We start from the raw sequence: 24,697 nt of genomic DNA, 5'->3' as shown, positions 1-24,697 counted from the left end.
GCAACAAGACCGTTCCTTAAAAGTGGGTGCAGCCTGGTCGCTTTCAAGGGCTGATGCGTATTTTTTTACAGCAAATCTGACGATATGACATACACTCAGGGGACCAATCGCCTGAGATCCAAGACGCAGCCACAGAGCTTTGCTTAACGTCAGGTGACACACTCCAGCCAGGGCCATGCCATGACTGAAGGGATGATGATGATGAATATGATGAAACGCTTTCCACTCACAGCTGTGCTGGTTTGCAGTACCTTTGTTACTTCAGGTTGCTCCAGCGTTATGTCTCACACTGGCGCCAGTCAGGGCTACTATCCCGGCACGCGCGCCAGCGCAGAGATGATCACTGACGATAACACCAGCTGGGCGATCAAGCCGCTGGCGCTGATCGATCTCCCGTTCTCAGCGGTGATGGACACCGTGCTGCTGCCGTGGGATTACTTCCGTTCTGACGACGATAAAAGTAAGGATTCGATTCACGAGCGCGTGATGCAGAGCGAAAAAATGGCCGGCACGCAAGCCAGCCTGGCGACCGCCGCGTCTATGCCCGCGCAGCCGCACTGACGCAAAACAGCTGCCGCCAGCCGTCCACTTCCCGCATATAAGCGATCTTTTCGCCATCCGGCGACCAGACCACTGCATCACCGGATGGCGCATGATCGCTGCGTGGCGTTAAGCGCGTACAGGCTCCCGTCGCCATTTCACAGCGCATCACACTGTTATCACAGATAAAGCATATCGCGCCGCCTTGTGGATGCCAGCTAAAGGTCGACTGAATGCTACTCGCCAGCTGCGTCACCTGGCGTGGCTGGCCGCCATTCGGTGAAACCGTCCACAGCTGAATCACGCCCTGTTCGTCCGCCAGCAAAAAGGCGATGGCGCTGCCATCCGCGGAGGCGCGCAGCCAGTGGCGCGGTTGCAGCGCCAGGCCATGGGTGTGCGTGATGCGTCGCTGCTGCACGCCAGCTGGCGGCGCAGGCAATTTATCCGCCGTGCCCTGTAAGGGCGAAGCGCCCGCTTTGGCGTAATCGGCTAACGCCGCGGGCAAATCCACCACAAACACTTCCGGCACTTTGTCGCCGTTGGCGGCGCGCGTATCGCCGATAAAGGCGATAGCCCAGCGCTGCCAGCTGCCATCCGCTTTCTGATAGCCTTGATTCCCGATCCAGCACTCTTCATAGGCGCGGTCAATCTGGTCGCTGCCCGGCTGAGGATCGCGCTGCGTCTGGCTGACCAGCACGCAATAATGGCTGCCCTCATATTCACGCGGATGCTGTTTAGGCGGACACACCGGATGCAGCGGCACGGCTATGCCGACGTTACGCAGGTCTTCGCCGGCATCCTTTTCATGCATCACATGATCGTTGTAGGTAAAGCTCAGGCGCGAACCATCCGGGCTGAAGACGTGGACATGCGAGCCACCGCGCAGCGCGCCGGGCGTGTAAGGCGCGGTGATATCGCAGGCATCGAGGTTCTCAGCGATGCCATGCTGCACGATCACGCCGCGTCGATGATGAAAATCGTAGCGCCAGTGCGCATCCGGATGTTCCGGACCATGAATGCAAACGTAACGCGGCGGCAGATCCGGACTGACGGTGACCACGCCAACGTGCGCACCATCGCGAGCCTGATACAACACTTCAACGGCACCGCTCGCCACGTTGACGCGCTCGATAGTCAGGCTGGTAAAAGAGGCGCCGGAAGGTCGCACATCAAATGCCAGCCACTGGCTGTCGCCGGTCCAGACGTTGATGTTGGTAAGTTGATGATGACGCGCGGCAAAGGTGATTTGTTTTTCTGACATGAGGCAACCTTCCATCTAACAGTTGCCGGATAAATTACGTGATTCTGCAGTGAGAAGCAGCAATTTCGCCGCGGTTGATTGCGCAATGAACGGCGCCGCTACGGATTGTGCCCGTATTTGTAGCGGCGCGATTCATCGCGCGAATTTATTCACCCACGCGCTTAACATCACCGACCAGCAGGATGTAGGACAGCGCGCCAATCAGCGCCACCGCCGAGATATACACCAGCGCCGGTGCAAAGCCGTAATCCTGCGCCAGATAACCCACCACCAGCGGCACGGTGATGCCACCCAGGCCGCCAACAAAGTTGAACATGCCGCCGGTCAAACCAATCAGGCGCACCGGTGCCAGCGAGGAGACCAGCGACCAGGTAATTGAGGCGAAACCGTTGCCGAAGAAGGCGATCGCCATCAGCGTCATAATCCATATCGGATCGTTGGTGTAGTTCGCGCCCATGATGCAGGTGGAGATCAGCAGACCGCAGATGATCGGCGTTTTGCGCGCAAAGCCGAGCGAACGACCACTGCGCACCAGACGATCGGCGACGATACCCGAGAGAATCACGCCAACGAATGCCGCGAGGAAGGGTACGGTGGTCATGAAGCCCGCGGTGAGCGCCGCGATATGTTTTTCCTGCGTCAGATAGTTCGGGAACCAGGTCAGGAAGAACCACAGCGTGGATGTGACGGCGAACTGGCCAAGATAGACGCCGCACAACTTGCGGTGGAACACCAGTTTCCAGTCGGCGGCGGTAAGTTTGGTGCGGGCTTTCTTTTCGCTCGGCGCATCGCCATCCACCATCGCGCCACCTTCACGGATGTAATCCAGCTCGGCTTTATTGATGCCTTTGCTTTGGCTGGGTGCCTGATAGAACTTAATCCAGATGAACGACCAGATGATGCCGATGCCGCCGGTAATAATGAAGACCCAATGCCAGCTCAGCAGTTCCTGAATCCAGATCAGCAAGGGCGTGAGGAACGCCAGACCAACAAACTGACCGGACGTGTAGAAGCCGACGGCGGAAGCGCGCTCTTGCTCCGGGAACCAGCTGGTCACCAGCCGGTTATTGGTCGGGAAAGCCGGCGCTTCAAATATGCCGGTAATCGCACGCAGACCAATTAATGATAATAAGCCGGTGGCAAAACCCTGCAATAACGTCGCAACCGACCAGCCAAAGATGGCAATAAAATAGGTTAAGCGTGAACCCACGCGATCGAGAAACCAGCCGCCGGGAATCTGGCATAACGTATATAACCAGGCAAAGGCCGAAAATACATAACCCATTTGCGCTTTAGTAATACCGAACTCTTCCTGAATATGCGCGGAAGCGACGGCTAAATTAGCGCGATCGACATAACAAATGACCACCGTAATAAATATCATCAGCAGCGTGATATAACGACGGCGCGTCGGTTTGGCGTGAACAGCAGAGAGATCCATGGTGTTTCTCCGTAATCGGTTTTGCCGTTTGGGCACGACAGAGCACGCCCCGGCAAATATAGGGTAGCGATATCAAAGGTAAAACCGCTTCAGCGGTAAATAAGCTGTGCCGGGAAACAGGCTGAGCGCAGCCCTATGCCTTATTTCACCGGCATATAATTATCGAGATTTAATAAAATTTAATACCCTAAAGAATTCGAGTTGCAGAAAGGCGGCAAGCGAATGAATCCCCCGGAGCTTACACTAGTAAGTGACTGGAAGAATGAGCGCAGCCAACGCATCTGCAGCTTGAATTATGACGGGTATTTACCATTCAGCGACTGAACCGTCCGGGAATCGCCATAGTGGATTACGCCAGTCGGGGGCATTTTTACTGCGCTCGATCACCAGCTCTTCGTTAATTTCCACGCCGAGGCCCGGTTTATTTAACGGATAGAAATGACCGTCATCCATTTTGAAATCGTCTTTATTGATCACGTAATCGAGCAGTTCGGCGCCCTGATTATAGTGAATCCCCATGCTTTGCTCCTGGAACACCGCATTGCGTGACACGAAGTCAACGTGCAGGCACGCAGCCAGCGCAATTGGGCCGAGCGGACAGTGAGGCGCCAGCGCCACATCGTAAGATTCGGCCATCGCGGCAATTTTGTAGCACTCGGTGATACCGCCCGCGTGTGACAGATCCGGTTGCAGAATCGCCAGTCCACCCGCTTCCAGCACGCGTTTGAACTCGAAGCGCGAGAACATGCGTTCGCCAGCGGCGATCGGAATATGAGTCTGCGCCGCCAGACGCGGATAATATTCCGCCTGCTCCGCCAGCACCGGCTCTTCGATAAACAGCGGGCGATACGGCTCCAGCTCTTTGATCAGCACTTTTGCCATTGGCGCGCTGACGCGGCCGTGGAAATCGAGGCCAAATTCAATCTCTTTACCGAAGGCTTCACGAATTTGCGCTACGGTATTCACCGCGTCATCGACTTTGCGCGCGTTATCAATAATGCCCATCTCTTCGCAGCCGTTGAGTTTGAAGGTATCAAAACCGATGGTGCGCAGTTTCTTAATGCCGTCAATCACGTCGGCCGGACGATCGCCGCCCACCCAGCTGTAAGCTTTAATGCTGTCACGCACTAATCCGCCAAGCAGTTGATAAACCGGCACGCCGAGCGCTTTGCCTTTGATATCCCACAACGCCTGATCGATACCGGCGATGGCGCTCATCAGGATCGGGCCGCCGCGATAGAAGCCGCCGCGATACATCACCTGCCATAAGTCGTTGATGCGTGCTGGATCCTGACCAATCAGGTATTCCGACAGCTCATGCACCGCCGCTTCCACGCTGCGCGCGCGGCCTTCAATCACCGGTTCGCCCCAGCCAACGATGCCTTCGTCAGTTTCGATTTTCAGGAACATCCAGCGCGGCGGCAGGCGATAAGTGGTCAGTTTGGTAATTTTCATCGTACAGCGTCCTTATATGCAGCAATAAATGCGCGAGCTTGTTCCACAGTGCGTGACAGCGGTTGACCGGCGCGATAGAGATCGCTGCCTAAGCCCGCGCCAATGCAGCCTGCGGCCATAAATTCATGCAGGTTTTCCGGCGTCACACCGCCCACGGCAAACACCGGCACCTCTGGCGGCAGCACCGCTTTCAGCGCTTTGATGTAGCCCGGACCAAAGGCTGACGATGGGAAAATTTTCAGCGCCTGCGCACCGGCCTGTAAGGCGGTGAACGCTTCTGTCGCGGTAGCGCAACCGGCGGCAACGATCATCCCTTTGGCGACCGCCTGGCGGATCACCGCAGCATCGGTGTTCGGTGTGACAACCAATTTGCTGTTCAGCGTCGCCAACTCATCGACCTGCGCCGGATTCAGCACCGTACCGGCGCCAATCAGCGCTTTATCGCCGAAGGTTTTCACCATCGCGCCGATGCTTTTCGCCCACTCCGGTGAGTTGAGCGGGATTTCAATCGCATCGAAACCCGCTTCAATCAGCGCGCCAACGTGCGCTTCGGCTTCATCCGGCGTGATGCCGCGCAGAATGGCGATCAGCGGGACTTTAGTTTGCCAGGACATTCGCAATACTCCTTATTCCGTGCTGGAAAGCACGATCGCCTTCCAGCGTGACTGAATCCATGCCGATAAACTGCAGCGCCTGCTGATAACGTTGCGCCAGCGCACTACCGGCAATAATGGTGATCGGTTGGCTTGCGGCGTCGGCCTGTTGCGTCATCAGCGCCACTTCGTGACCAATCAGCAAGCCTGAAAGAAAGTCGCTGATATGGCGGCGATCGCGCGCGCCGAGTACGTGTGAAGCACGCACTTCAAACAGGCGCGACAGAATCGAGGCATCGTTGCTACCGACTTGCACACCTGCGCGGAAAGCCGCCGCGTTCTCTTGCTGTTCGGGTAAACCTGCGCCAACCAGCGACTGTTTGAGCAGCAGATGATGCAGTTCGCCGGTCATCACGGTGCGGAAATCCAGCACGCGATCCTCTTCCATCTGCACCCATTTGGCGTGCGTGCCTGGCATCACATAGAGCGGCGCAGGTTGCAGTTCCACCGCGCCAAGCAGCTGCGTCTCTTCACCGCGCATCACGTTGTAATTGTCGGCACGTTCGACGCTCAATCCCGGCACGATCCACGCTTTATCCTCGACGCGCGTCAGGCGGCTAGCGATGTCGCCCAGCGCCACCGGACAGGAGAGATAGGGCACCGACAGCCAGCCGGCATTGCTGCCTACCATGCCCGCCATCACCACCGCCACGTCATTGACTGGCCAACCTGCGGTGACGCTGGCAAACACCTCGGCTGGTGTGCGATCGCCCAGGCGCGTGACGCCGGCTTCCGAACGACGCTCATCGATGCAAACGCCGGCTTGATAATGCCAGGCGCGCAGGTTAGTTGAGCCCCAATCAATCGCGATATAGCTGGTCACATAATCTCCTTGAGTCGCGCCGTTGAGCTGGCAATCATTGCTTTCGCCGCCTGCTCGGCAGCATCGCCATCCTGATGACGAATGGCATCAAACAGCGCTTTATGTTCGGCGAGCGTACGCGGCATGTTGCCTTCGTCCGCCATGTAGGTTTGCGCGAACACCGCTTTTTGCAGCTGGCTGATCGCCACGTTGAGCTGCTGCAGCACCGGATTGTGTACCGAATTCAGCACCGCTTCGTGATAGCGGATATCCGCTTCATTAAAGGCATCACGATTGAGATGGTTGGCCACCATGTCGTTGTACGCCAGTTCAATCGCAGCCAGATCGCTTGAGGTGGCGCGCTCGGCAGACCAGCGTGCAATCTGCGGCTCGACCAGCACACGCACTTCGTTCATGGCGGCAATCAGACGCGGGTCCTGATCGTGCGCCAGCGCCCACTGCAATACGTCGCTATCCAGATAGTTCCAGTGATTGCGCGGCGTGACGAACGCGCCGCGATAGCGTTTCATCTCCATCAAGCGTTTCGCCATCAGCGAGCGAAACACTTCGCGGATGATATTGCGCGAGGTGCCGAAGCGTTCACACAGCTCAGCTTCCGCGGGTAACGCCGCGCCCGGCACAAACTTGCCGGCCACAATCTCTTCACCCAGCGTCAGGATGATGCGCTCTGTTTTGCTTAGTTGTTCTTGCGTCATGATGTTCCATTCAGGGAAAGGCAGGTACGCATCAGATTACTGCTTTCGCGTGGCGAAGCCTAACGGCCGCCCTGACCTGCGTTGTAGATTGTAGTACCATTAATACAAGTTGTACTACAATGCGGATCACAAAATAGACAAGTCATGTGTCATAACGCGATAAGGTCGCCATAAATGGCGACCTTATGAAGGCTTGGTGAGATTTGAAGTGTCGCCATGTATGGCGACCTAAAAACAGCGTGACGAGGAATAACGAGGGTTTACAGCACCAGCTCTTCAATGGCGTGCGCTACGCCGTGTTCCATGTTGGTTTTGGTAATGAACTGCGCGATTTTCTTCACGGAATCAATCGCATTGCCCATTGCTACGCCGGTTCCTGCATACTCAATCATCGCCAGATCGTTTTCCTGATCGCCAATCGCCATCACCTCTTCACGCGCCAGGCCGAGCTTCTCAGCCAGCATTTTCACTCCTTGCCCTTTATTCACGCGGGCATCGAGGATTTCGAGATAATAAGGTGCGCTTTTGAGAATGGTGTAGTTGTCGCGTGCCCGCTGCGGCAAGCGCTGTATGGCAGAATCCAGCAGATCGGGCTTATCGATCATCATCAGCTTAGGGAAACGCGTGGCGCGATCCATCTCTTCCACAGAACGATAGCGCACCGGAATGCCGGTCAGGCTCGCTTCGTGGATGGTGAACTCACTGATGTCTTTGTTCGGCGTATAGAGGAAAGATTTATCGAAGGCCTGGAAGTGGACGCCAAGATCGCGCGCCAGCTGTTCGATATACAGATAGTCGTCGAAACCCAAGGTGATTTCCGCGACGCACTCGCCATCATTAGCGCGATGCACCAGCGCACCGTTATAACTGATGCAATATTGGCCTTCATCAACCAGATTCAGCTCCATCAGATAGCGCTGAATACCGACAAACGGACGGCCGGTGGTGAGCACCACCATCACACCTTTTTTATGTGCGCGTTCAATGGCCGATTTAACGGCAGGCGTGATCTCGTGCTGCGGATTGAGCAGCGTGCCGTCCATATCGATTGCAACCAGTTTTATAGCCATAACGTCCTCATTGAGTCAGGGTTTTGATCAATGCTAGCGCGATTCAGCTCACATTGACCAGTTTCGCGCCCCATTCAGATTTTTTACCGCAGCGGGCTTTGCGCGTTTTGCCGGGCGGAAAACAAAAAACCCTTCCACCAGGGAAGGGTTTTTACGTGTTGCCGTGTCGATTAGATATCGATGTTGGCGGCTTTCAGCGCATTCTCTTCGATGAAGGCGCGGCGCGGTTCTACCGCATCGCCCATCAAGGTGGTGAACAGCTGATCGGCAGCAATCGCATCCTTGATGGTCACGCGCAACATGCGGCGGCTATCGGGATCCATGGTGGTTTCCCACAGCTGCTCTGGGTTCATCTCACCCAAACCTTTATAACGCTGGACTGACAGACCGCGACGCGACTCTTTCACCAGCCACTCAATCGCCTGCTCGAAGCTGGTGACCGGCTGACGACGTTCGCCACGTTCGATATAGGCATCTTCTTCGATCAGGCCGCGCAGCTGCTCGCCCAGCGCACAGATTTTGCGGTATTCCGGTCCATCGATGAATTCGCTATCCAGCGGATAATCGGTATCAACGCCGTGCGTGCGCACACGCAGCACCGGTTCAAACTTCTGCTCATGGTTGGCGCGGACATGGGCCAGATAGCTGCTTCCGTGTGCTTCACGTTCGGTCAGATACGCCACTAAACCGTCGATCCAGCCTTTCACAGCGGCTTCATCGCTGAGGTCGCTCAAGGTTGGATGGTAGATCAGGCCGCGCAGCAGAGCCGTAGGGAAACGGCGCTCCATACGTTTGATCATGCGCTGCGTGCCGTTGAAATCCGCCACCAGCGTTTCCAGCGGCTGGCCGCCTAACGCCGGTGCGCTGGCGTTGGTGTGCAGCGTTGCGCCGTCGAGGGCGATGGAAATCTGATACTGATCCATCGCTTCGTCGTCTTTAATATACTGTTCTTGCTTGCCTTTCTTCACTTTGTACAGTGGCGGCTGCGCAATATAGACGTGACCACGTTCGACGATTTCTGGCATCTGACGGTAGAAGAAGGTCAACAGCAGCGTACGAATGTGCGAGCCGTCGACGTCCGCATCGGTCATGATGATGATGCTGTGATAACGCAGTTTGTCCGGATTGTATTCGTCACGACCGATACCACAGCCCAGCGCGGTGATCAGCGTGGCTACTTCCTGCGAAGCGAGCATCTTGTCGAAACGCGCTTTCTCCACGTTCAGGATTTTACCCTTCAGCGGCAGAATCGCCTGATTCTTACGGTTACGACCCTGTTTGGCTGATCCGCCTGCAGAGTCACCCTCCACCAGGTAGATTTCAGACAGCGCCGGATCGCGCTCCTGACAGTCGGCCAGTTTGCCCGGCAGACCGGCCAAATCCAGCGCGCCTTTGCGGCGCGTCATCTCACGAGCACGGCGGGCAGCTTCACGCGCACGCGCTGCATCGATGATTTTGCCAACCACGATTTTCGCGTCAGACGGGTTTTCCAGCAGGTATTCCGCCAGCAGTTCGTTCATCTGCTGCTCAACCGCCGATTTCACTTCAGAAGAGACCAGCTTATCTTTGGTCTGAGAAGAGAATTTCGGATCCGGCACTTTCACGGAAACCACTGCAATCAGGCCTTCACGCGCATCGTCACCGGTCGCACTGACTTTGGCTTTTTTGCTGTAGCCTTCTTTATCCATGTAGGCATTCAGCGTACGCGTCATTGCCGCACGGAAGCCCGCCAGGTGCGTACCGCCGTCGCGCTGTGGAATGTTGTTGGTGAAGCAGTAGATGTTTTCCTGGAAACCATCGTTCCACTGCAGCGCCACTTCCACGCCAATGCCATCTTTCTCCGTCGAGAAGTAGAACACCGTTGGGTGAATCGGGGTTTTGTTCTTGTTGAGATACTCAACGAACGCCTTGATGCCGCCTTCGTAGTGGAAGTGATCGTTCTTGCCGTCGCGTTTGTCTTCCAGACGAATCGAAACGCCAGAGTTCAGGAACGACAGTTCACGCAGGCGTTTCGCCAGGATTTCGTACTCAAACTCAATCACATTGGTGAAGGTTTCGTAGCTCGGCCAGAAACGCACGCGAGTACCGGTTGCATCGGTATCACCGGACACCGCCAGCGGTGCCTGCGGCACGCCGTGCTGATAAACCTGCTGATGCACTTTGCCTTCACGGCGAATGGTCAGCTCCAGCTTCTGTGACAGGGCGTTTACGACTGAAACGCCAACGCCATGTAGACCACCGGAAACTTTATATGAGTTATCATCAAATTTACCGCCTGCGTGCAGGACGGTCATGATCACTTCAGCAGCAGAGACTCCCTCTTCCGGGTGAATGCCGGTAGGAATACCACGGCCATCATCTTGCACCGAGACAGAGTTATCTGCATGAATAGTAACGGTAATATCACTACAGTGACCGGCGAGCGCTTCGTCGATTGCGTTATCCACGACTTCGAATACCATGTGATGCAGACCGGTGCCGTCATCCGTATCGCCGATGTACATACCCGGGCGTTTGCGTACCGCATCAAGCCCTTTCAGGACTTTGATACTTGAGGAGTCATAAGAATTCGACATCAACGTTTCTCGCTCATTTAATCTTCAGGTTGAACCACTATTTTACCCTGTTCCACGCGGAACATCTTGCCCTTTTCATCACTCATGTCGATTACATGCTCGACACCAATGGCGCTGACAAATACTTGAGCCTGCGTGGCTTTTAGGCGTTCAGCTAACAGCCGACGACGGGTGTCATCCAGCTCTGAGGCAAAGTCATCAATCAAATACAAACAGCGTTGTCCGCTGCTGCGCGTCAGGTATTCACCCTGCGCTAAGCGCAGCGCGCACATCAGCAGTTTTAACTGGCCGCGTGAGAGTAAATCTTCCACCGGCGTGCCCTCAGCACGAATGCGAAAATCGGCTTTATGCGGGCCGCTGGCGGTATACGTGAGCGCGCGGTCGCGCTCGAAATTGCGTTCCAGCAGTTCGGCGTAGTCGCTCTCTTTATCCCAGCCGCGCTGGAAAGAGAACGTCAACGCAAACTCCGGTAAAAACTGACCGCAGGTGGCGATGATCTCGCGGGAAATCGCCGCGCTGTATTCGGCGCGCCAGGCGCTGATCTGTTCGGCCAGCGGCACCAGTTCCTGATCCCAGGGACGAATCTGGCTGTAGCGCGAAACCTGACGCAGCGCCGCATTGCGCTGTTTCAGCAGGCGACGCAAATTGCTCCAGGCATGGAAAAAACCAGGCGAGGCGTGAAAGCAGCCCCAATCGATGTAGGCACGACGATATTTTGGACCGCCATTGAGCAGGGTAAAACCTTCCGGCGTAATCAGTTGCATCGGCAGCAGCTGCGCCAACTCGGCGACTTTGTGACCATCGCTGCCATCAATACGCACTTTGCTGTCGCCAGCGCGATTCTTGGTCAGACCGACCGACATTTCACGTTCGCTGCCTTCAATGCGGCCGTGCAGCACAAAGGCGTCCTGATCGTGACGAATCACGCGGCCCGCTTGCAAACTGCGAAATGCGCGACCGTGCCCCAGCGTGTAAATCGCCTCCAGCACGCTGGTTTTACCGCTGCCATTGGCACCGACAAGGAAATTAAACCCCGGCGCCAAAGCCATATCGGCCTGCTCGATGTTGCGAAAATCTTTAATCAGGAGGCGGGTTAAAGCCATAACGAATCCAGCGAGAAGGGGATTTTACCTAACATTTGAGATCCAGGCCGTCGGCGGCGCAGCCAGTCTGGTTACGGCCAGCGCGCAGAACTTGGGAGCATACTGAAGTATGTGACCAAGGGCGAGCACTGCCCGGGACCAGAATGGCAAGTAAGCCAGGCCGATATTTATAAACGCATTGGCATGACGACGTAGGCTGCAGCCGGACTGGCCACATCCTCAATCTGCACGCTCGATACGCCATCGGTCAGCAGCAAACGCACGTTCTCGCACTTGAGCGCATTCAACACATCCAGCACGTAGCTGACGTTGAAGCCAATCTCCAGATCGGTGCCGTTGTAAGAGACATCCAGCATCTCTTCCGCTTCTTCCTGCTCTGGGTTATTCGCCGTGATCTTGAGCTGATTTTCGGTGATGTAGATGCGAACACCGCGGAATTTCTCATTCGAGAGAATCGCCGCACGCGCAAACGCCTGTTTTAAAATATCACAGCCGGCTTCCAGCGCTTTGTCGGGATTCTTCGGCAATACGCGGCGATAATCCGGGAAACGGCCATCAACCAGCTTCGACGTAAAGATAAAGTCGCCAACGTGTGCGCGGATGTTGCTGCTGCCGATTTGCACCTGCAGCGGCGTTTCGCCACCGTCGAGCAAACGCATCAACTCAATCACCCCTTTACGCGGCACGATCACCGAATGGTTTGGCAGCGCCTGACCAATCGGCATGGAGCATACGGCAAGGCGGTGACCATCGGTGGCGACGGTACGCAACTCTTCGCCTTCGGTTTCGAACAGCATACCGTTGAGGTAATAACGCACATCCTGATGCGCCATTGAGAACTGCGTGGCTTCAATCAGGCGTTTTAGCGTCGCCTGCGGCAAGGTGAATTCCACCTCGCTCTGCCAGTCATCCAGATTCGGGAAGTCGCTGGCGGGCAGCGTTGACAGCGAGAAACGGCTGCGGCCAGAACGCACCAGCATTCTGTCGCCTTCCAGCGTCAGGCTGATTTCAGCGCCTTCCGGCAAACCGCGGCAAATATCGAGGAATTTACGCGCAGGAACAGTGGTGGCGCCCGGCTCGTGTGGCTGCGTCAGCGCAACACGGGCTACCATTTCCATTTCCAGATCGGTACCGGTCAAGCGCAGCGAGCCTTCGCTTACTTGCAGCAGTAAATTTCCGAGGATTGGCAGCGTCGGGCGTCCGCCAAGTGGACCGCTAACCTGTTGCAGTGGCTTCAGTAACTGCTCACGTTCTACAATAAATTTCATATGCGTCAGGAAGATAGTGTTCGAATGAGGTTAGAGAAATCTTCTTTAATGTCGTGGCTTTCTTCACGCAGCTGCTCGATTTTACGGCAAGCGTGAAGCACGGTGGTATGGTCGCGACCACCAAACGCATCGCCAATTTCCGGCAAGCTGTGATTGGTGAGCTCTTTCGCCATCGCCATCGCCATCTGGCGCGGACGCGCTACCGAACGCGAACGGCGTTTCGACAGCAAATCCGCCACTTTAATTTTGTAATACTCGGCCACCGTTTTCTGAATATTATCGATGGTGACCAGCTTTTCCTGCAGCGCCAGCAGATCGCGCAGCGCTTCGCGCACGAAATCGATGGTAATCGCGCGACCGGTAAAGTTCGCGTTGGCAATCACGCGGTTCAGCGCGCCTTCCAGCTCGCGGACATTAGAACGCAAACGCTTAGCAATAAAGAAGGCGACTTCACCCGGCAGGCGAATATCGTTTTCATCGGCTTTCTTCATCAGGATCGCGACACGCGTTTCCAGTTCAGGCGGCTCGATCGCCACCGTTAATCCCCAACCAAAACGTGATTTCAGGCGATCTTCTACGCCGTTGATCTCTTTTGGATAGCGATCCGAGGTCAGGATGATCTGTTGATTGCCTTCCAGCAGCGCGTTGAAGGTATGGAAGAACTCTTCCTGCGAGCGCTCTTTATTGGCAAAGAATTGAATGTCATCGATCAGCAGCGCATCAACCGAGCGGTAGTAACGCTTAAACTCTTCAATGGCGTTGTTCTGCAAGGCTTTAACCATGTCCTGCACAAAACGCTCAGAGTGCATGTACACCACTTTGGCATTAGGCTTGCGCGCAATAATGCCGTTACCCACCGCGTGCAACAGGTGAGTTTTACCCAGGCCGGTGCCGCCATAAAGGAACAGTGGGTTATAAGCGCCGCCAGGATTATCCGCCACCTGACGTGCCGCCGCGCGCGCCAGCTGGTTCGATTTACCTTCAACGAAGTTGTCGAAGTTATGACGGTTATTCACATTGGAGCGGTAAGTCACATCGGCCGGTGCGGGAACGGAATCCCAACTTGGACGCAAAATTTGCGCGGGTGCCGGACGATTTTCGATCGGCGCGGGCGCATTGTAACTGGCCATCGCCGGTTGGTTAGTGGTGACCTGTGCTGCAGGGCGCGTACCGACTTCGAAACGCAGTAAAGGCACATTTGCACCGCAGAATTCATTCAGCAGCCCATTGATACTATTGAGATATTTATCTCTAACCCAGTCGAGTACAAACCGATTTGGTGCATACAAGGTCAGCGTATTGTCGTTTAATTCAGCTTGCAGCGGACGAATCCACATGCTGAATTCGGTGGCAGGAAGCTCATCCTGCAAACGGGCAAGACACTGTTGCCAAAGCGTAAGTGACACGGCGGACTCCACTCGTACAAAATCGATAAGAATTTTAGGCGCTAATAAATAGAAACGTAATTTTTAGACACAGACGGTTGGAAAGCGCCTGCGACCGCTATTCGCGGTAGTCTTCCCCGGCGATCGCAGCGAGGATCGTCAGCGGAAGGGCGGATCATAACGTAAAGCTGCACAGAGATCTTCCCTTTCTACACAGTTTTGATCCAATTTATCCACAGGCTACTGAAGTGATAATGAGTTTACGCTTTCTGCGGAAAAAGCCAGCGTTAATGTGGCTGAAAGCGTTAATTTTTCTGGCAAGCTCTCGTTTCCGTGCAGCAAATCTGCAAACTGATCGCAAGAAGATCCTGCGCGATCCTTGCGCTTTAACCCACAGCCCGTATAATTCCCCACCCGGCATTATTGCGTGAAGCCTTGATGCCCGGAATCAGCGGGCTGTATCTGGGTTTCCAGGTGCCGCGACCAGCGAAGTGAATTGACTCTGGACTGTACAATTATTACAATCCCGCCTCTTTATTAAAGACACATTGAGGCGTTGGTCGATTTACTGGCCCGAAAACGCGTCACCCAGTGAAAATTTTCAAGTTTAGGTAGAAATCGCCATGAAACGCACTTTTCAACCGTCCGTACTGAAGCGCAACCGTTCACACGGTTTCCGTGCTCGTATGGCAACAAAAAATGGTCGTCAGGTTCTGGCACGTCGTCGTGCTAAAGGCCGTTCTCGTCTGACCGTTTCTAAGTAATAAAGCTAACCCTCGTGGTTAAGCTCGCATTTCCCAGGGAGTTACGTTTGTTAACTCCCACTCATTTCACTTTCGTCTTCCAGCAGCCACAACGAGCCGGTACGCCGCAAATCACCATACTCGGCCGACTTAACGCGCTGGGGCATCCCCGCATCGGTCTCACCGTCGCAAAAAAACATGTAAAACGCGCCCATGAACGCAACCGGATCAAGCGATTGACCCGCGAAAGCTTTCGTCTGCGTCAACATGAGCTCCCTGCAATGGATTTTGTGATCGTGGCTAAAAAAGGGATTGCTGACCTGGATAACCGTGCGCTGACGGAAGCGTTGGAGAAACTATGGCGTCGTCACTGTCGCCTGGCTCGCGGCTCCTGATTGCCCTGATACGCGTTTATCAACGCGCCATCAGCCCACTGCTGGGACCTCATTGCCGGTTCCATCCCACCTGTTCGCAGTATGGGATTGAGGCCTTGCGCCGCTTTGGCGTTGTAAAAGGCAGTTGGTTGACGATAAAACGCGTATTAAAATGCCACCCTTTGAACCCGGGTGGTGACGATCCTGTGCCGCCAAAAACCTTTGATACCAGAGAACATTAACGATGGATTCGCAACGCAATCTCTTTCTCATCGCTTTTCTGTTCGTGTCTTTTATGATCTGGCAAGCCTGGCAGACGGACCACGCTCCGCAGCCACAGCAAACCCAGACCACGCAAAACACAAACAGCGCAGCGGGTGATGCCGCCACTTCCGGCGTGCCGGCTAGCGGACAGGGCAAAACGATCACCGTTAAGACAGATGTCCTGTCACTCAACATCAATACGCGTGGTGGCGATATTGAGCAGGCTCAGCTGCTGACTTACCCGGACAAACTGGGTTCAGATGCACCGTTCCAGCTGCTTGAAACTACACCGGCCTTCGTTTATCAGGCGCAGAGTGGCTTAACTGGCCGCAACGGCCCGGATAACCCGAACAATGGCGCACGTCCGCTGTATACCACTTCGCAAGATAGCTTCGTGATGGCAGATGGCCAGAGCGAACTGCGCGTACCGTTGACCTGGACCGGTGAAAACGGCGTGGTTTACACCAAGACTTTCGTCTTCAAGCGCGGTGAGTATGCGGTAAACGTTGACTACAACATCAACAACACCACTCAGCAGCCGCTGGAAGTGTCGATGTTTGGTCAGTTGAAGCAGACCATCGACGTGCCTAAGCACCGCGATACCGGCAGCAACAACTTTGCTCTGCACACCTTCCGTGGCGCAGCGTACTCAACCAGCGATGCGAAATACGAAAAATATAAATTCGACACCATCGCGGATAACGAGAACCTGAACACCACCACCAGCAATGGTTGGGTGGCGATGCTGCAGCAGTACTTTGCTACCGCCTGGGTGCCGCGCACGCAGGGTAATAACACGCTGTACACCACTAACCTCGGCAATGGCGTCGCAGCAATTGGCTACAAATCTGCTCCTGTGACCGTTGGCGCAGGCGCACAGCAAGATCTCGGCGCAACGCTGTGGGTAGGCCCGGAAATTCAGGACCAGATGGCAGCCATCGCGCCTCACCTGGATCTGACCGTGGATTACGGCTGGTTGTGGTTCATCTCGCAGCCGCTGTTTAAGCTGCTGAAGTTCATCCACAGCTTTATCGGTAACTGGGGCTTCTCCATTATCGTTATCACCTTCATCGTGCGTGGCATCATGTACCCGCTGACCAAAGCGCAGTACACCTCGATGGCGAAGATGCGTATGCTGCAGCCAAAGATTCAGGCGATGCGTGAACGTCTGGGCGATGATAAGCAGAAACAGAGCCAGGAAATGATGGCGCTGTATAAAGCGGAGAAAGTGAACCCGCTGGGCGGCTGTCTGCCACTGGTTATCCAGATGCCAATCTTCCTGGCCTTGTACTACATGCTGTCAGGCTCGGTTGAACTGCGTCATGCGCCGTTTATTCTGTGGATTCATGACCTGTCAGCGCAGGATCCGTACTACATTCTGCCGATCATCATGGGTATCACCATGTTCTTCATTCAGAAGATGTCACCGACCACCGTGACCGATCCGATGCAGCAGAAGATCATGACCTACATGCCGGTGATCTTTACCGTGTTCTTCCTGTGGTTCCCATCAGGTCTGGTGCTGTACTACATCGTCAGCAACCTGGTGACCATTCTCCAGCAGCAGATGATTTATCGCGGCCTGGAAAAACGTGGTCTGCATAGCCGCGACAAGAAGAAAGCGTAACGCCTGACTGCGACCAGCAGCAGCGTATAATCAAAGGGCGACATTTATGTCGCCCTATTTTTATTTATTAATACCCTAAAAGTTTAAGGTGGAATCATGAGCCACAGCGACACTATCGTTGCCCAGGCGACGCCTCCCGGCCGTGGCGGCGTTGGCATTCTGCGTATCTCCGGCGCCAAAGCCGCTGAGGTAGCGCAAGCCGTGCTTGGCAAGCTGCCAAAGCCGCGCTATGCCGACTATCTGCCCTTTACCGACGCCGATGGCAGCGTGCTGGATCAGGGCATTGCGCTGTGGTTTCCTGGCCCGAACTCCTTCACCGGTGAAGATGTGCTGGAACTGCAAGGCCACGGCGGCCCGGTGATTCTCGACCTGCTGCTCAAGCGCATCGTGGCGCTGCCCGGCTTACGCATTGCACAACCGGGTGAATTCTCCGAACGCGCCTTCCTTAACGACAAGCTCGATTTGGCGCAAGCCGAAGCGATTGCCGATCTGATCGATGCCAGCTCAGAGCAAGCCGCCCGCTCGGCGGTAAACTCGCTGCAGGGCGCGTTTTCCCTGCGCATCAACGCACTTGTGGAAGCACTTACTCACCTACGCATCTATGTGGAAGCGGCCATCGACTTCCCGGATGAGGAGATCGACTTCCTTTCCGACGGCAAAATTGAAGCGCAGCTCAATGTGGTGATCGGCGACCTCAACGGCGTGCGTGCCGAAGCGCGTCAGGGCAGCCTGCTACGTGAAGGGATGAAAGTGGTGATTGCCGGTCGTCCCAATGCCGGAAAATCGAGCCTGCTGAATGCCTTAGCCGGACGCGAAGCGGCGATTGTGACTGATATCGCTGGCACCACGCGCGACGTCCTGCGCGAGCACATCCATATTGACGGCATGCCGCTGCACATCATCGATACTGCCGGTTTACGTGAAGCCAGCGACGAGGTCGAGCGCATTGGTATTGAACGCGCGTGGCAGGAGATCGAGCAGGCCGACCGCGTGCTGTTTATGGTCGATGGCACCACCACAGACGCGACTGAAGCCGCCGCCATCTGGCCAGATTTTGTTGCCCGTTTGCCGGAAGCGCTGCCAATTACCGTGGTGCGTAACAAAGCGGATATGACCGGCGAAGAGCTGGGCCTCACTGAAGTGAACGGTCACTCACTGATTCGTCTCTCGGCGCGCACCGGGGAAGGTGTGGAAGCGCTGCGCGATCACCTGAAACAGAGCATGGGATTTGCCGGCAATATGGAAGGCGGATTTCTCGCACGCCGCCGCCATCTGCAAGCACTGGAGTTAGCCGCAACGCACTTGCAGCAGGGCAAGCATCAGCTGTTAGGCGCGTGGGCCGGCGAATTACTGGCAGAAGAGTTACGTTTAGCGCAGCAGGCGCTGAGCGAAATCACCGGTGAATTCACCTCAGACGATTTGCTGGGCAGAATCTTCTCCAGTTTCTGTATTGGTAAGTAATGGCCTGCGGCGTTCTCATGTCGGGTGCGCATTCATGCGCATCTGGCGCCCGGTAGACATGCGTCTTTGTTATTTGGCTCTCCCACGCCTTTGCAGTATAACGATCATTGCCCGGCGAACAGGTCCTGCTGGGTACATTCATTATTCATGCTAAATATTGGGCGCAAGTTGCTGCCTGAACAGGAGAGAAACATGAGTACAACGCTCGACAGCGTGGCGCTGAACACGCTGTTCATTGAAGCCCGCACCCACAGCTATTGGCAGGACAAACCGGTTTCACGTGAGGTACTGGAGCAGCTCTATCACCTGACCGCGCTGGGCCCAACCTCGGCTAACTGCTCGCCGGGCCGTTTTGTGTTTGTGACATCGCAGGAAGGTAAAGAGAAGCTGAAACCCGCGCTCTCCTCCGGCAACGTCGACAAAACCATGTCCGCTCCGGTAACGGTGATCGTGGCGTGGGATCCTGAGTTCTACGAAGCGCTGCCGAAGCTGTTCCCGCATGGTGATGCGCGCAGCTGGTTTACCAGCAGCCCGGATCTGGCGAAAGAGACCGCGTTCCGTAACAGCAGCTTGCAGGCAGGTTATTTGATTCTGGCCGCGCGTTCGCTGGGCCTGGATGCCGGCCCGATGTCCGGTTTCGATCCGTCAAAAGTGAACGACGCCTTCTTTAGCGAGAGCAAATGGCAGGTGAACTTACTGATCAATCTCGGCTATGGCGAAGCCAGCAAACTGCACGCGCGTCTGCCGCGTCTCGGCTTTGATGAAGCCAGCACCTTTGCCTGATTGAGAAAAGGCGTCGGGCTTAGCCCACGACGCCCGTTTCAAGCGGTTATCCCAGTGAATGGAAGCCGCTGTTGAAGTAGATCATCGGCTCTGCCGCTTCACCTGGCAGAGCAATGCCCACGATACGCGCCAGCAGCACGCTGTGCGTGTTCCACTCCACTACCTTCTCCAGCTGGCAATCAAAACTCACCAGCGCATCAGCCAGAATCGGCGCGCCGGTATTCAGCGTCTGCCACGTACCGTTTTGAAAACGCTCGGCGCGGCGTGAGGATTGGCTGAACTGGGCACATAAGTCGTCATGCTGCTCACGCAGCACGTTCACGGCAAAATGGCCGGCTGCGATAAAAGCATCATGACTGGACGCGCTACGATTCACGCACACCAGCAGGCTGGGTGGCTCAGCCGCAAGCGAACTGACCGACGTGGCAATCAGCCCAAGCTTTTCGCCCTGAAATTCGGTGGTAACCAGAGAAACACCCGCGGTTAAGCGACGCATGCCGTGACGAAACTCATCAAGCGAGATCGATTCCTGGCGAGAAATAGCGGTATCTGACATAAAAAACTCCGACGTGCCTGTTTTAACCATGCGCACAATGGGCAGATGAATGAAGAGTTAGCGCACTTTGATGTGCTGTTTTACTGCCCAAATCCTACACCACATCACACAGTTAGGCACTCAATCCGGCAGGTTTCTGCAAAAGCGTTCTATGCAAAGTTGCCAAATGGGATTGCCGCATGGCTTCGTCCTTATCTGAAATATCGCCTATTCCATCTTAAGCCGGATGCAAACCCATGAGAAAATTCTTACAATAGCACTGATGATTATTCGACCATTTTCATGGAGCGACAGATGGCTAGTCATTTTGTACGTTGGATAGGTAATCCGCCCTTTTCTTCTGAGAACATGCGGGTGCCACAAGAAGTAATCAACAGCGCTCAGCGCTTCGCTGACAAGCGTCGCGGACGCTTTCTCGCCGCACGCGAACTGCTGGCTCAGCTGATGTTACGCGTCTACGGTATCCGCGAACTCCCCGCGCTAACGACCAGCAGCAGCGGACGTCCCTGTTTTGCCGATGCCAACCTGCCCGATTTCAGCATCTCCTACGCCGGAAACACTATCGGTGTGCTGCTGGCCGAAGAAGGCGGCCGCGCCGGACTGGATATGGAAATTGTGCGCGCACACAGTCGCCAAACACAGGATATGCTGACACAGGATCTCTCCTCCGGCGAAAAAGCATGGATTAACGCGCAGCAGGATTTCATGGAAGCGCTGACGCAAATCTGGACGCTGCGCCAAAGCATTCTCAAGCTCACCGGCGAAACCGATAGCGGTATTGATTCACTGCGTTTGCATCCTGCGGCCGGTCGGCTGCGTTCCACCGTGTTCCCCGATATTCAGGCGGTGTGTGATGCTGAGCCCACGCTGGTGTGGTCATGCGCGCTGTCGCCCGGCACCGAACGCTTACATCTGTGGGAGATTGATGGCGCGCAGCAGTGGCAAGCGCTGCGCGATGTCGAGATGAGTAAACCCAATATCGGGCCGCATACGCTGCGCCTGACCAGTTTGGTCACGCCGCATGAGATGGGACATCCGTAAAAAAGGCCGCATCAGCGGCCTTTACTGTTTAGTGGGCATCGATAAAGACGATTTTCAGCACGAACAGTAGCGCGACCACCACCACGCACGGGCTGATTTCACGCCAGCGGCCGGTTCCCAACTTCATCACGCAGTAAGAGATAAAGCCCAGCGCGATACCTTCCGTGATCGAGAAGCTGAACGGCATCATCGCCGCAGTAACAAACGCTGGCACCGCTTCGGTGAGATCGTCCCACTGCACGCGTGACAGCGACGCCGTCATCAATACGCCAACGTAAATCAGCGCACCCGCCGCCGCATAAGAGGGCACCATCGCCGCCAGCGGTGACAGGAACATCACCAGCAGGAACAGAATCCCGGTGATCACCGCCATCAAGCCGGTACGACCGCCGATCGCCACACCGGACGAACTTTCAATGTAGGCGGTTACCGATGAGGTACCAATCAGCGAACCGGTCACCGAACTGATGCTATCGACGTACAGCGCCTGCTTCATGCGCGGGAAAGTGCCTTTCTCGTCAGTCAGCCCGGCTTTATCGGTCACGCCAATCAGCGTGCCGGAGGAGTCGAACAGATTCACCAGCATAAAGGAGAAGATCACCCCGGCCATGCCGATGTTGAACGCGCCTTTGATATCAACCTGGCCCACAACAGAAGTGATCGCTGGCGGAGCGGCGAACACGCCGCTGAATTTCACATCGCCAATGATCAAGCCCAGCGCGGTCGTCACCACAATCGACACCAGCACCGCCGCATGGATATTGCGGGAAGCCAGAATTGCGATGATGAAGAAACCCAGCGCCCCAAGCAGCACGCTGTGTGAGGTCAGATTACCCACAGCTACAATGGTATCGGCGTTTGGCACGATAATTCCGGCGTTTTTCAGCCCCATCATGGCGATAAACAGACCAATACCGGCAGTGATGCCAACACGCAGGCTGAGCGGAATGTTGGCAATCATCCAGTAACGCACGCGCAGCAGCGTGAGGATCAGCAGACCCAGCGCGCCCCAGAAAATCGCGCCCATACCAATCTGCCACGAGTATCCCATGGCCCCGACCACCACAAAGGCGAAGAAGGCGTTCAGGCCCATCGCCGGTGCCAGAGCTACCGGCAGATTCGCCACCAGCCCCATCAGAATACTGCCGAACGCGGCAATCAAGCAGGTAGTAACAAATACTGCCTGCGTATCCATGCCCGCTACACCGAGAATTTGCGGGTTAACGAAAACGATGTACACCATCGTCAGGAAAGTCGTGCAACCGGCAATCACTTCGGTACGCACGGTGGTTCCGTGTTCCTGCAGTTTGAAGATGCGCTGCAAAAGGCCCTGATTAGTCATTCCACTGTTCCGCTAAAAAATTTATCGCCGCGTATCCTATAGAGTTTAGCGCGGCAAAACACTGATTATTCGCAACCGGTTGCTCAGGGTCGCTTTCTGCGCTCAGTGCGCTAGAGTGTCAGCTTATTGTTTAACAAAAGGATGATGTGCGATGTCGGTGGAATGTATTTTTTTTGATTGCGACGGCACGCTGGTCGACAGCGAAGTGATCTGTACGCAAGCTTACGTCAACACCTTTGCCCGCTACGGTATTGAACGCTCTCTGCAACAGATGTTTGAGCAGTATAAAGGGGTAAAGCTCTACGACATCATCCGCGATGTGGCGGCCGAACATCAGGTTGAACTGCCGCTCGAAGAAGTGGAAACCGCCTATCGCGCCGAAGTGGCTAGATTGTTTGATCTCGATTTGAAGCCAATTACCGGTGCCAAAGCGCTGGTGGAAAGTGTCAACGTGCCGATGTGTGTGGTTTCAAACGGCACGGTGAAGAAGATGCAGCATTCGCTGGGATTGACCGGCATGCTGCCGTATCTCGATGGCAAGCTATACAGCGGGTATGACATTAACCACTGGAAGCCGGATCCGGAATTGATGTATCACGCCGCCGAGCAGATGCAGGTGCCGATTGAGAAGTGCATTCTGGTGGATGATTCCGAAGCGGGCGCGCGTGCCGGGATCGCGGCCGGGATTCCGGTGTTTTACTACTGCGCCGATGCGCACAATCCCGAACTCGATCATCCGCTGGTGACGCGCTTTGATGATATGGCGCAGTTGCCGGATTTGTGGCGCGCGCATGGCTGGGATTTGGTGGGGTAGAGCTCGTTTTCCCCCTCCTCGGTTTGTGCTGGCTGTCCCCCTCCTCGGTCCTCCCCCATGAATGGGGGAGGAAGATGCTGCAATATGTGAGTTGGGAATTGCATGTGTCAGCATCTCCTTCCCCCCATTCATGGGGGAAGGCCGGGATGGGGGGACAGCCAGCACAATCCAAATCAGCCAATCGCCCCTAACGAATCCTCGTTGCTCTGCTTCTTCGGCAGCAGGAACAGCGTGGCGGCGATATCCAGCAGATAAATCAGCGCCAGCAGCGTGATCGCCGCGGTGAAAGAGATATTGGTCGCCAGCAGGCCAATCACCAATGGACCAAACCCGCCTACGCCACGCCCCAAATTAAACAACACGTTCTGCGCTGTTGCGCGCGCCTGCGGTGGGAAAGTATCGGAAATCAGCGCGCCGTAGCCGCCGATCATGCCGTTCACAAACATCCCCATCAGCGCGCCGGTAAACAGCATCACCGTAGGATCGCGCAGCTGCGCATACACCACCACCATCACCACCGCGCCAAACTGATACAGCAGGAAGATTTTCCAGCGCGCGAAACGATCGGCCAGCACGCCAAACAGCCAGATGCCGAACGTCATGCCCACTACCGTCACTGCCGTCCACAGGCCAGATTTGGTCAGGCTGAAACCGAAGCTGGACGACAGATAGCTCGGCATCCAGATCATCAATCCGTAGTAACCAAAGTTCTGCACCGAGCAGAGAATGAAAATCCCCAGGCTGGCTTTACTGGTGGCGCGATCGGCAAACAGCAATTTAAGACGTGCGCCAAAGGAGAGCTGCGGCGTTTTCTCCACGTGGCGGGTAAAGCTCTCCGGCTCGCCCATGCTGCGGCGAATCACAAACGAGACCAGCGCCGGCAGCAAACCGACGAGGAACATGCCGCGCCAGCCAATCACGCTCAGCAGCGGCGGCGTGATAAAGGCCGCCAGCAGCACACCGAGCTGCCAGCCAATGCCCACCCACGCCGAGGCGCGGTTGCGCTTCTCTTTCGGCCAGGCTTCGGCAATCAGCGCCATGCCGATGCCGAACTCGCCGCCCAATCCCACGCCCGCCAGCGTGCGGTACACCAGCAGATCCCAATAACCCTGCGCCACGGCGCACAGGCCAGTGAATACCGAGAACACCAGAATAGTAACGGTAAGGATACGGATGCGGCCATAACGATCGCTGAGATGGCCAAACACGATGCCGCCGATCACCGCGCCGATCAGCGTCCAGGTAACCAGCGAACCGGCCTGAGACGGATCGAGCGCCAGCGAGACGCTGATCGCCGGCAGCATAAAGCCAAGAATCAGCAGATCAAATCCGTCCATCGCGTAGCCGCTGATAGCCGCCACCATGGCTTTCGCCGGTGTAATGGCTTGTTTTTTAGGAGTTGGGGAAGACATGTAACAGCAC

Annotated in this window: 23 protein-coding genes; 9 read left to right on the top strand and 14 right to left on the bottom strand. The window is 55.7% G+C overall.

Annotated features, from left to right (window positions below; all coding sequences use genetic code 11):
• Positions 1–201: 201 nt before the first annotated feature.
• Positions 202–561: a YceK/YidQ family lipoprotein gene (locus IB226_RS19985; RefSeq protein WP_304622225.1), complete on the top strand. Its 360-nt coding sequence runs from the start codon at positions 202–204 to the stop codon at positions 559–561.
• Here the strand turns inward: IB226_RS19985 and IB226_RS19980 are convergent.
• The 11 genes from IB226_RS19980 to dnaA form a co-directional block, all read right to left on the bottom strand.
• Positions 539–1,801: a DUF3748 domain-containing protein gene (locus IB226_RS19980; RefSeq protein ID WP_192236803.1), complete on the bottom strand. Its 1,263-nt coding sequence runs from the start codon at positions 1,799–1,801 to the stop codon at positions 539–541. The genes IB226_RS19985 and IB226_RS19980 overlap by 23 nt on opposite strands.
• Before the next feature lie 145 nt (positions 1,802–1,946).
• A complete protein-coding gene (locus IB226_RS19975; protein ID WP_101763891.1) occupies positions 1,947–3,242 on the bottom strand; it encodes an MFS transporter in 1,296 nt (431 codons plus the stop codon).
• 306 nt (positions 3,243–3,548) lie between these two features.
• Complete coding sequence (dgoD, locus tag IB226_RS19970) at positions 3,549–4,697, bottom strand: galactonate dehydratase (protein WP_007893527.1); 1,149 nt, start codon at positions 4,695–4,697, stop codon at positions 3,549–3,551.
• A complete protein-coding gene (locus IB226_RS19965; protein ID WP_061719996.1) occupies positions 4,694–5,311 on the bottom strand; it encodes a 2-dehydro-3-deoxy-6-phosphogalactonate aldolase in 618 nt (205 codons plus the stop codon). Before IB226_RS19965 ends, dgoD begins: the two co-directional genes overlap by 4 nt.
• A complete protein-coding gene (locus tag IB226_RS19960) occupies positions 5,295–6,173 on the bottom strand; it encodes a 2-dehydro-3-deoxygalactonokinase (RefSeq protein WP_192236802.1) in 879 nt (292 codons plus the stop codon). The genes IB226_RS19965 and IB226_RS19960 overlap by 17 nt, the downstream gene beginning before the upstream one ends.
• Positions 6,170–6,868: a FadR/GntR family transcriptional regulator gene (locus tag IB226_RS19955; RefSeq protein ID WP_101763893.1), complete on the bottom strand. Its 699-nt coding sequence runs from the start codon at positions 6,866–6,868 to the stop codon at positions 6,170–6,172. The genes IB226_RS19960 and IB226_RS19955 overlap by 4 nt, the downstream gene beginning before the upstream one ends.
• A 260-nt stretch (positions 6,869–7,128) precedes the next feature.
• A complete protein-coding gene (yidA, locus tag IB226_RS19950; RefSeq protein WP_101763894.1) occupies positions 7,129–7,938 on the bottom strand; it encodes a sugar-phosphatase in 810 nt (269 codons plus the stop codon).
• 170 nt (positions 7,939–8,108) lie between these two features.
• Positions 8,109–10,514, bottom strand: coding sequence for a DNA topoisomerase (ATP-hydrolyzing) subunit B (gene gyrB, locus IB226_RS19945; RefSeq protein ID WP_101763895.1), 2,406 nt, complete (start codon positions 10,512–10,514; stop codon positions 8,109–8,111).
• A gap of 17 nt (positions 10,515–10,531) precedes the next feature.
• The gene (recF, locus tag IB226_RS19940; RefSeq protein WP_192236801.1) at positions 10,532–11,617 is read right to left on the bottom strand and encodes a DNA replication/repair protein RecF; all 1,086 of its coding nucleotides are present in this window, start codon (positions 11,615–11,617) and stop codon (positions 10,532–10,534) included.
• A 167-nt stretch (positions 11,618–11,784) separates the two neighbouring features.
• Positions 11,785–12,885, bottom strand: coding sequence for a DNA polymerase III subunit beta (gene dnaN / locus IB226_RS19935; RefSeq protein ID WP_008105300.1), 1,101 nt, complete (start codon positions 12,883–12,885; stop codon positions 11,785–11,787).
• 5 nt (positions 12,886–12,890) lie between these two features.
• On the bottom strand, positions 12,891–14,291 hold the full coding sequence (gene dnaA, locus IB226_RS19930; RefSeq protein WP_101763897.1) for a chromosomal replication initiator protein DnaA: 1,401 nt from the start codon (positions 14,289–14,291) through the stop codon (positions 12,891–12,893).
• A gap of 602 nt (positions 14,292–14,893) precedes the next feature.
• On the opposite strand from dnaA, the gene rpmH reads away from it, so the two are divergent.
• From rpmH to IB226_RS19900, 6 genes are all read left to right on the top strand, one after another.
• Positions 14,894–15,034, top strand: coding sequence for a 50S ribosomal protein L34 (gene rpmH, locus IB226_RS19925; protein WP_003849659.1), 141 nt, complete (start codon positions 14,894–14,896; stop codon positions 15,032–15,034).
• Positions 15,035–15,048: 14 nt separating this feature from the next.
• Entirely contained in the window at positions 15,049–15,408 is a 360-nt protein-coding gene (gene rnpA / locus IB226_RS19920) for a ribonuclease P protein component (RefSeq protein WP_036648555.1), read from the top strand.
• A complete protein-coding gene (yidD, locus tag IB226_RS19915; protein ID WP_007893564.1) occupies positions 15,372–15,629 on the top strand; it encodes a membrane protein insertion efficiency factor YidD in 258 nt (85 codons plus the stop codon). Before rnpA ends, yidD begins: the two co-directional genes overlap by 37 nt.
• A gap of 2 nt (positions 15,630–15,631) precedes the next feature.
• Complete coding sequence (gene yidC, locus IB226_RS19910) at positions 15,632–17,278, top strand: membrane protein insertase YidC (RefSeq protein ID WP_192236800.1); 1,647 nt, start codon at positions 15,632–15,634, stop codon at positions 17,276–17,278.
• Positions 17,279–17,374: 96 nt separating this feature from the next.
• Complete coding sequence (gene mnmE, locus IB226_RS19905; RefSeq protein ID WP_192236799.1) at positions 17,375–18,739, top strand: tRNA uridine-5-carboxymethylaminomethyl(34) synthesis GTPase MnmE; 1,365 nt, start codon at positions 17,375–17,377, stop codon at positions 18,737–18,739.
• A 192-nt stretch (positions 18,740–18,931) separates the two neighbouring features.
• On the top strand, positions 18,932–19,522 hold the full coding sequence (locus IB226_RS19900; protein WP_137386827.1) for a malonic semialdehyde reductase: 591 nt from the start codon (positions 18,932–18,934) through the stop codon (positions 19,520–19,522).
• A gap of 46 nt (positions 19,523–19,568) precedes the next feature.
• On the opposite strand, the gene IB226_RS19895 is transcribed toward IB226_RS19900, so the two are convergent.
• Positions 19,569–20,078 (bottom strand): flavin reductase family protein, encoded by a 510-nt coding sequence (locus IB226_RS19895; protein ID WP_101763900.1) that lies wholly within the window; start codon positions 20,076–20,078, stop codon positions 19,569–19,571.
• 294 nt (positions 20,079–20,372) lie between these two features.
• Here IB226_RS19895 and IB226_RS19890 point away from each other — a divergent pair, with 294 nt between their 5' ends.
• Positions 20,373–21,119: a 4'-phosphopantetheinyl transferase superfamily protein gene (locus IB226_RS19890; RefSeq protein ID WP_110868240.1), complete on the top strand. Its 747-nt coding sequence runs from the start codon at positions 20,373–20,375 to the stop codon at positions 21,117–21,119.
• A 28-nt stretch (positions 21,120–21,147) separates the two neighbouring features.
• Here the strand turns inward: IB226_RS19890 and IB226_RS19885 are convergent, their stop codons facing one another.
• Positions 21,148–22,461, bottom strand: coding sequence for an NCS2 family permease (locus tag IB226_RS19885; RefSeq protein ID WP_101763902.1), 1,314 nt, complete (start codon positions 22,459–22,461; stop codon positions 21,148–21,150).
• 151 nt (positions 22,462–22,612) lie between these two features.
• On the opposite strand from IB226_RS19885, the gene yieH reads away from it, so the two are divergent.
• Entirely contained in the window at positions 22,613–23,275 is a 663-nt protein-coding gene (gene yieH, locus IB226_RS19880) for a 6-phosphogluconate phosphatase (protein WP_192236798.1), read from the top strand.
• A gap of 173 nt (positions 23,276–23,448) precedes the next feature.
• On the opposite strand, the gene IB226_RS19875 is transcribed toward yieH, so the two are convergent.
• Positions 23,449–24,687, bottom strand: a complete 1,239-nt coding sequence (locus tag IB226_RS19875) for an MFS transporter (RefSeq protein WP_101763904.1) — start codon at positions 24,685–24,687, stop codon at positions 23,449–23,451.
• Positions 24,688–24,697: the final 10 nt, after the last annotated feature.

The organism is Pantoea sp. PNT03 (assembly GCF_014852515.1).
GTDB classification, from domain to species: domain Bacteria; phylum Pseudomonadota; class Gammaproteobacteria; order Enterobacterales; family Enterobacteriaceae; genus Pantoea; species Pantoea leporis.
The sequence above is the reverse complement of the archived record's forward strand: the minus strand, read 5'-3'. Positions and strand labels throughout refer to the sequence as shown.

Bases quoted from the DNA above. Each gene is read 5' to 3' on its own strand.
- IB226_RS19985 (WP_304622225.1), top strand. From the start codon at position 202: ATGAATATGATGAAACGCTTTCCACTCACAGCTGTGCTGGTTTGCAGT.
- IB226_RS19980 (WP_192236803.1), bottom strand. From the start codon at position 1,801: ATGTCAGAAAAACAAATCACCTTTGCCGCGCGTCATCATCAACTTACC.
- IB226_RS19975 (WP_101763891.1), bottom strand. From the start codon at position 3,242: ATGGATCTCTCTGCTGTTCACGCCAAACCGACGCGCCGTCGTTATATC.
- dgoD (WP_007893527.1), bottom strand. From the start codon at position 4,697: ATGAAAATTACCAAACTGACCACTTATCGCCTGCCGCCGCGCTGGATG.
- IB226_RS19965 (WP_061719996.1), bottom strand. From the start codon at position 5,311: ATGTCCTGGCAAACTAAAGTCCCGCTGATCGCCATTCTGCGCGGCATC.
- IB226_RS19955 (WP_101763893.1), bottom strand. From the start codon at position 6,868: ATGACGCAAGAACAACTAAGCAAAACAGAGCGCATCATCCTGACGCTG.
- yidA (WP_101763894.1), bottom strand. From the start codon at position 7,938: ATGGCTATAAAACTGGTTGCAATCGATATGGACGGCACGCTGCTCAAT.
- gyrB (WP_101763895.1), bottom strand. From the start codon at position 10,514: ATGTCGAATTCTTATGACTCCTCAAGTATCAAAGTCCTGAAAGGGCTT.
- recF (WP_192236801.1), bottom strand. From the start codon at position 11,617: ATGGCTTTAACCCGCCTCCTGATTAAAGATTTTCGCAACATCGAGCAG.
- dnaN (WP_008105300.1), bottom strand. From the start codon at position 12,885: ATGAAATTTATTGTAGAACGTGAGCAGTTACTGAAGCCACTGCAACAG.
- rpmH (WP_003849659.1), top strand. From the start codon at position 14,894: ATGAAACGCACTTTTCAACCGTCCGTACTGAAGCGCAACCGTTCACAC.
- yidD (WP_007893564.1), top strand. From the start codon at position 15,372: ATGGCGTCGTCACTGTCGCCTGGCTCGCGGCTCCTGATTGCCCTGATA.
- yidC (WP_192236800.1), top strand. From the start codon at position 15,632: ATGGATTCGCAACGCAATCTCTTTCTCATCGCTTTTCTGTTCGTGTCT.
- mnmE (WP_192236799.1), top strand. From the start codon at position 17,375: ATGAGCCACAGCGACACTATCGTTGCCCAGGCGACGCCTCCCGGCCGT.
- IB226_RS19900 (WP_137386827.1), top strand. From the start codon at position 18,932: ATGAGTACAACGCTCGACAGCGTGGCGCTGAACACGCTGTTCATTGAA.
- IB226_RS19895 (WP_101763900.1), bottom strand. From the start codon at position 20,078: ATGTCAGATACCGCTATTTCTCGCCAGGAATCGATCTCGCTTGATGAG.
- IB226_RS19890 (WP_110868240.1), top strand. From the start codon at position 20,373: ATGGCTAGTCATTTTGTACGTTGGATAGGTAATCCGCCCTTTTCTTCT.
- IB226_RS19885 (WP_101763902.1), bottom strand. From the start codon at position 22,461: ATGACTAATCAGGGCCTTTTGCAGCGCATCTTCAAACTGCAGGAACAC.
- yieH (WP_192236798.1), top strand. From the start codon at position 22,613: ATGTCGGTGGAATGTATTTTTTTTGATTGCGACGGCACGCTGGTCGAC.
- IB226_RS19875 (WP_101763904.1), bottom strand. From the start codon at position 24,687: ATGTCTTCCCCAACTCCTAAAAAACAAGCCATTACACCGGCGAAAGCC.